This is a genomic window from Phocaeicola intestinalis (assembly GCF_014837065.1).
Classification (GTDB): domain Bacteria; phylum Bacteroidota; class Bacteroidia; order Bacteroidales; family Bacteroidaceae; genus Phocaeicola; species Phocaeicola intestinalis.
Window position 1 is genome coordinate 1 of the sequence record NZ_JACSPP010000105.1, and the last position, 5,599, is coordinate 5,599.

The following is a 5,599-nucleotide window of genomic DNA, read 5'->3' on the forward strand; positions in this document are numbered from 1 at the left end:
TCGCCCAAAGCACACACGAAAACGGATACATCAAGCCAAGAAAAACTTTTTGGAGAAATTCAAAACAGCTTCTAAAACAGAACGATGTAAATCATATCAGTATAAGACACTAAATTTTTTGTACTTGTTGCATTACCCGCAGGAAATTGCCTCCCCAAATCAGTTGGATGTCTTCTTCGCTGTATCGTTCATATAACAATTTGCGGGTAAAGTTTATCAACTCAGACGAGTCGTTGCAACCGATGATACCCCCATCTCCATCAAAATCGGTACCGATTCCTACATGGTCTACTCCTATGAGGTTGACGATGTGATGTAAATGTTCGATTGCATCATCAAGGGTAGCCGGACGGTCTGTACGGAGAAAACCACCATATAGGCAGAGTTGTACCACGCCGTCTTTGCGGGCAATGGCTTTCAGTTGCTCATCGGTCAGATTACGTGGATGGTCACATAGAGCCCGGCTGGAAGAGTGTGAGCAGACTACGGGTTGGCAGCTGATATCCAGTGCATCGTAGAAACTCTGTTCGCCTGCATGCGATAAGTCGACCAACATACCTACACGGTTCATTTCGTGGATGACCTGTTCGCCGAAATCGCTTACGCCCAGGTTTCCTTCGTTGTATCGTGCTGAACCGCAGATGTCGTTGTTCCCATTGTGACACAAGGTCATGTATACTACTCCTCGTTTGCGGAAACGTTCAATGTTGCTTAGGTCTTTTCCGATAGCATATCCGTTTTCGATACCCAGCATAATGGCTTTCTTGCCGGCTTGTTTCAGCCGGTACAGGTCTTTGGGGGTATAGGCAATGTCGATGGCGGTACAATTCATGGCTACCATGTGTTCTATCTCGTTCAATAACTGGTCGGCTTTAGCGGTAGCTGCCAGTAAGGCTTCATCGGTACGTTCTTTCTGCGGGAGGTAGGCTACCATAATGGTGGCATCTTGCCGTCCTTCCGTCATTTTGTGTAAGTCAACCTTTATCTTCGGGTCTCGTGTGGCAAAGTTGATGCCTTGTTCGAAGAACATTGGAGTGTCGCAATGAGAGTCTAGTGTCAATATTCGTTGATGCAGTGCTTTGGCTTGCCGGAAAGAGTCTGCTTCTTGTAAGAGCCAGTTGAAGAGGGGCATCATGCATTCGTCGCCATTCAGGATGAAACATTCTGGGTGCCATTGCACGCCGAGCATTGATTTGCCTTCAGTACTTTCAATGGCTTCGATAATGCCATCGGCGGACGTTGCAGATATGCGGAAGCCAGGAGCTGGTTCTTTTACTGCCTGATGATGGAATGAATTGACAGGCAAAGTGTTCTGCCCCATAATTTTAGCAAGCTGGCTGTCAGTTGCTATCCGGACGGTATGTGAGGCATATGCACGGTCCAGGTCCTGGTTGTGTTTGATGAGTTCGCTTCCGGTCTGTGAATAAATATCTTGGTATAGGCTTCCTCCCAATGCGGCGTTCATTATCTGTATGCCCCTGCAAATACCTAGCATGGGTATTTGGCGATTGGCTGCCAGACGGGCTATCAGTAATTCCTGCTGGTCACGATAAGGATTTATATTGTGTAATTCTTTTACTGGTTCTTCTTTCAGGAATAAAGGATTGATATCTCCTCCTCCACTTAATAAGAGTCCGTCTATATTGTCAAGGAGGTTTATCAAAATGTTATCGTTTTCGAATGGTGGTATAATAAGCGGAATACCTCCTGCTTTCAGAATGGAAGCATAATATCCTGGTGCAAGGCTTAGATTTCCTTCGCTGAAGTTTCCGGTGATGCCAATAACGGGGGCACTATTATGATTGGGGAACCGGCTGTGAAGTGCACGGTATGTGGATTCGATGTCAAATGTTTGAAACGTTTTCATAAGTTAAATCTTTTGTGGAATCAAGGCAAAGATAGGGATAAATTCAGATTTATTTCTCATCTTTGCCAAAAATCTGATGGTATGGAATTGCTTCGAACCCTCTCACAAGTGGTAAACCGTCTGCGTTCGTCGTGCATCCGGCGGCGAGTGGCGGTGGTTTGTCCAAATGACCCTCATACGGAATACGTCATTATTCGTAGCTTGCGCGAAGAAATCGCCGAGTTTCTGTTGGTAATCGATTCGGCCCATAAGGATATGGCTTACCAGCTGCGTGGGGCATCTCCCGATTTTGTCAGGATATACGAAGCTTCCACGCCTGATGAAGCTGCGGCTTTGGCAGTGGAATTGGTACGTACAGGCGAGGCTGATATCTTGATGAAAGGTTTGATAAATACTGATAATCTGTTGCGGGCTGTGCTGAAGAAAGAGGTGGGACTGCTTCCTCCGGGCGGTGTGCTGAGCCATGTGGCGGTGGCACAAGTGCCTTTGTATCACAAGTTGCTGTTGTTCTCGGATGCGGCGGTTATCCCTCGTCCCACGCTCGAACAGTTTCGTGCAATGGTATCATGTGACGTGGCATTGTGTCGTGAACTGGGTAATGAGCAGCCGCGTATCGCTTTGATTCATTGTTCGGAGAAGGTGAATGAGAAGTTTCCTCATACGCTGAGTTATGTTCACTTGAAGGAAGAGGCTCTGCAAGGTCGTTTCGGAAAAGTGTTCATTGACGGTCCGATGGATGCCAAGACGGCTTGTGACAGGCATAGCGGCGAAATCAAGGGATTGTCTTCGCCCGTAGTAGGTAATGCCGATGTGCTGATATTTCCCAATATTGAGGCAGGCAATACTTTTTATAAAACCCTTTCCTTGTTCGGTGATGCCAATATGGCAGGGATGCTTACCGGCACCATAGCTCCGGTAGTAGTGCCTTCGCGCAGCGATTCGGGCAACTCCAAGTTTTATAGCTTGGTGTTGGCATGTCTGGCAGGAAACTTAAATCAAGATACGTTATGAAAATACTGGTTATCAACCCTGGTTCTACTTCTACTAAGCTGGCGGTTTACGAGGATTTGGAACAGGTCTGGCGCGAAAGTGTCTTTCATTCTGCTAAAGAATTGGCAAGGTTTCATCATATCAACGAGCAATATGAGTACCGGCGCATGCATGTGCTTGATGCTCTGCAACGGGCAGGTATACCGATGGCGTTTGATGCCATTATCGGGCGGGGAGGCTTATTGCGTCCTACGCCGGGAGGGGTGTATCAAATTAATGAGCAAATCAAGTACGATTTGTGGCATGCTTCGGTAGAACATGCTTCCAATCTTGCTGCACCGATGGCAGACGAATTTGCCAGTCAGATAGGTTGCCCTTCGTTCATTGCCGATCCGGTAGTGACCGACGAGTTGCGCGATGTGGCACGTTTTTCGGGTATTCCTGAAATTCCCCGCCAGTCTGTTTTTCATGCTTTAAACAGTCGTGCCGTATCTCGCCGGTATGCAGCTTCTATTCAGAAGCATTATGAGGAACTCGATTTGGTGGTAGCTCATTTGGGAGGGGGCATTTCGGTCAGTGCGCATCGTCACGGCAAGGTAGTCGATGTTAACAATGCTTTGGATGGTGAAGGTCCGTTCAGTCCCGAGCGTGCCGGAACTATTCCCGCGCGTCAGTTGGTCGATTTGTGTTTCAGTGGCAAGTACACGCAGAAAGAAATCCATAAGATGCTGAATGGCAGGGGAGGGTTGCTCGCCTATTTAGGTACAACCGATGTACAGACTATTGTGCGTTGGGTGCATGCCGGTAATGTCCGTCATAAGCAGGTACTCGAAGCGATGGTTTATACCGTTGCCAAACAGATCGGGGCAATGCATGTGGCACTTCATGGACATACCGATGCCATTATTTTGACAGGAGGAATAGCCCATAATGCGTATGTGGTTTCTTTGTTGCGCGAATGGATAGAAGGGTTGGCGCGTATCGTAGTAATTCCTGGTGAGGATGAAATGGGAGCTTTGGCGATGAATGCCTTGGGAGTTTTGAAAGGCGAATTGCCTTTACAAAAATATGAAGCGATAGATAACGGCTGATTATAAGTCGCAGTTTACAATTTACGATGTCTGCATTCCATCAATAATATATCTGCATTGGCAAAGTAAGTATCTTTAATCTGGCATATAATTATTGAGGCTAATTGCAGACATTCATATTTGTAAATTGTAAGTTCTAAATGGCAAATACTTATCGGTATTCTTGTTCCCGTTTAGGATTCATTGGAAACCAGCCTTTTAATACACGCTCGCGCTGTTCGAATATCTCTTTAATGCTCCAGAATGAGGAAAAAGCAAATACTCCCAACAGGCTTGCTATCAAGAGGTCGTTTACCAGTACAGAGCCAATGATTCCTGCAATTCCCAACACAAGGAACCACCACCAGCACCTTGTGCCGAAGTAGTATTCGGCTTTGATGACTATAGGATGAAACATCCCAATAATCAGAAACGTACAGATGCCGATGGCGATTCCTCCGATATGATTGGTTATAAGCCAGTCCATCATTTCGAGCCTTTACGGATGGGGATTTCTTTTTTGATGCTTTGCTCCAGCGAAATCAGTGTTTCCGTAGCTGTAACTCCGGGGATTTCCTGAATTTTCGAATTCAATAATTCCATGAGGTGCTCGTTGTCGGTAGAATAAAGTTTGGTCAGCATCGTATAAGGCCCCGTGGTGAAGTGGCATTCTACAATTTCGGGAATCTTCTCCAGTTCAGCGACAACACTTTTATACATCGAGCCTTTTTCCAGCTTGATACCTACGTAAGTGCAGGTGCTGTAGCCCAAGCTTTTAGGATTTACGTGGTAACCCGAACCGATGATTACGCCGAGGTCAATAAGTCGTTGTACACGTTGGTGGATAGCGGCGCGTGATACGCCACATTCTGCTGCTACATCTTTAAACGGGATGCGTGCGTTCTGTGAAATGATTTCCAGAATCTGTTTGTCGAGATTATCAATCTTTTCCATAAGAATTAATCAGTCTTGTTTTATCATATTGTAAGCAAATATAGAAAAACTTTTTTAGGAGATTGGTATTTTAAGAGGAAAAAACATATTTTTTTGCTGAAAAAGAATATTTTTAGACTTTCATGGGTTAAGTAAAGCCTTTATATCCTCCATCTTTCGTCTTCTATCGAATGAAAAAGTGTCGCTATGTGTATCTAAAAAGGTAAGCAGGTCAAGCACTTTTTCCCACAGCATTCTTTGTTGTTCTTTTGACGTTTTGATAGTTGAATCAAAGTAGAGCAGTTCAGCCAACAGTTCGATTCGTTGCATATATTCTTTTTCTGAAAACCGTGCTTGCATATACCCGATGATGATATCGGAACCGGCTTCATAGAAGAAAGCTTCGGGCTGGTGGAAATAGGAGGTGTACATATTGTTTGTTTCCACTTGAATGCTTGTTCCGTCATTTGTGTCTCGTTTTTCTTTCAGCTTTTCGAGTGCTTCGAAAAACTGGCGTATCAGTCGCATGATATAGTCTCTTTCCAACATCTTGATAGGTAATTAAGTCTAAAAAACGGTTTTTGGGCGCAAAGATATAAGGTTTTCTTTAATTCTTGTCAGATTTTGTAGAAGAATGTTGCAAGAAATAGCTGGAAAGTACCTCTGCCGGGGAGACCACTGCTCGTTTTTTATGAACTCAATGATGCGCCATTGCAGCACATCATCCAGCCCCCTGTTG

6 protein-coding genes are annotated in these 5,599 nt (G+C 45.2%); 2 read left to right on the forward strand and 4 right to left on the reverse strand.

What is annotated here, in order from left to right; all coding sequences use genetic code 11:
* Positions 1 to 109 precede the first annotated feature (109 nt).
* The gene (locus H9625_RS16950; protein WP_191765494.1) at positions 110 to 1,867 is read right to left on the reverse strand and encodes a gamma-glutamyl-gamma-aminobutyrate hydrolase family protein; all 1,758 of its coding nucleotides are present in this window, start codon (positions 1,865 to 1,867) and stop codon (positions 110 to 112) included.
* Positions 1,868 to 1,948: 81 nt separating this feature from the next.
* On the opposite strand from H9625_RS16950, the gene H9625_RS16955 reads away from it, so the two are divergent.
* Both H9625_RS16955 and buk read left to right on the forward strand, forming a co-directional pair.
* The gene (locus tag H9625_RS16955) at positions 1,949 to 2,878 is read left to right on the forward strand and encodes a phosphate acyltransferase (RefSeq protein WP_022040987.1); all 930 of its coding nucleotides are present in this window, start codon (positions 1,949 to 1,951) and stop codon (positions 2,876 to 2,878) included.
* Complete coding sequence (gene buk, locus H9625_RS16960) at positions 2,875 to 3,948, forward strand: butyrate kinase (protein ID WP_087213275.1); 1,074 nt, start codon at positions 2,875 to 2,877, stop codon at positions 3,946 to 3,948. Before H9625_RS16955 ends, buk begins: the two co-directional genes overlap by 4 nt.
* 151 nt (positions 3,949 to 4,099) lie before the next feature.
* On the opposite strand, the gene H9625_RS16965 is transcribed toward buk, so the two are convergent.
* The 3 genes from H9625_RS16965 to H9625_RS16975 all read right to left on the reverse strand — a co-directional run bounded on the left by H9625_RS16965 (position 4,100) and on the right by H9625_RS16975 (position 5,409).
* Positions 4,100 to 4,414: a DUF4491 family protein gene (locus H9625_RS16965; protein ID WP_022040985.1), complete on the reverse strand. Its 315-nt coding sequence runs from the start codon at positions 4,412 to 4,414 to the stop codon at positions 4,100 to 4,102.
* On the reverse strand, positions 4,414 to 4,881 hold the full coding sequence (locus H9625_RS16970; RefSeq protein ID WP_022040984.1) for an Lrp/AsnC family transcriptional regulator: 468 nt from the start codon (positions 4,879 to 4,881) through the stop codon (positions 4,414 to 4,416). Before H9625_RS16970 ends, H9625_RS16965 begins: the two co-directional genes overlap by 1 nt.
* 120 nt (positions 4,882 to 5,001) lie before the next feature.
* Positions 5,002 to 5,409: a hypothetical protein gene (locus H9625_RS16975; RefSeq protein WP_022040983.1), complete on the reverse strand. Its 408-nt coding sequence runs from the start codon at positions 5,407 to 5,409 to the stop codon at positions 5,002 to 5,004.
* Positions 5,410 to 5,599: the final 190 nt, after the last annotated feature.

What these genes read in the sequence shown, in the direction of transcription:
- H9625_RS16950 (WP_191765494.1), bottom strand. Translation starts at nt 1,867, where the DNA reads ATGAAAACGTTTCAAACATTTGACATCGAATCCACATACCGTGCACTT.
- H9625_RS16955 (WP_022040987.1), top strand. Translation starts at nt 1,949, where the DNA reads ATGGAATTGCTTCGAACCCTCTCACAAGTGGTAAACCGTCTGCGTTCG.
- buk (WP_087213275.1), top strand. Translation starts at nt 2,875, where the DNA reads ATGAAAATACTGGTTATCAACCCTGGTTCTACTTCTACTAAGCTGGCG.
- H9625_RS16965 (WP_022040985.1), bottom strand. Translation starts at nt 4,414, where the DNA reads ATGGACTGGCTTATAACCAATCATATCGGAGGAATCGCCATCGGCATC.
- H9625_RS16970 (WP_022040984.1), bottom strand. Translation starts at nt 4,881, where the DNA reads ATGGAAAAGATTGATAATCTCGACAAACAGATTCTGGAAATCATTTCA.
- H9625_RS16975 (WP_022040983.1), bottom strand. Translation starts at nt 5,409, where the DNA reads ATGTTGGAAAGAGACTATATCATGCGACTGATACGCCAGTTTTTCGAA.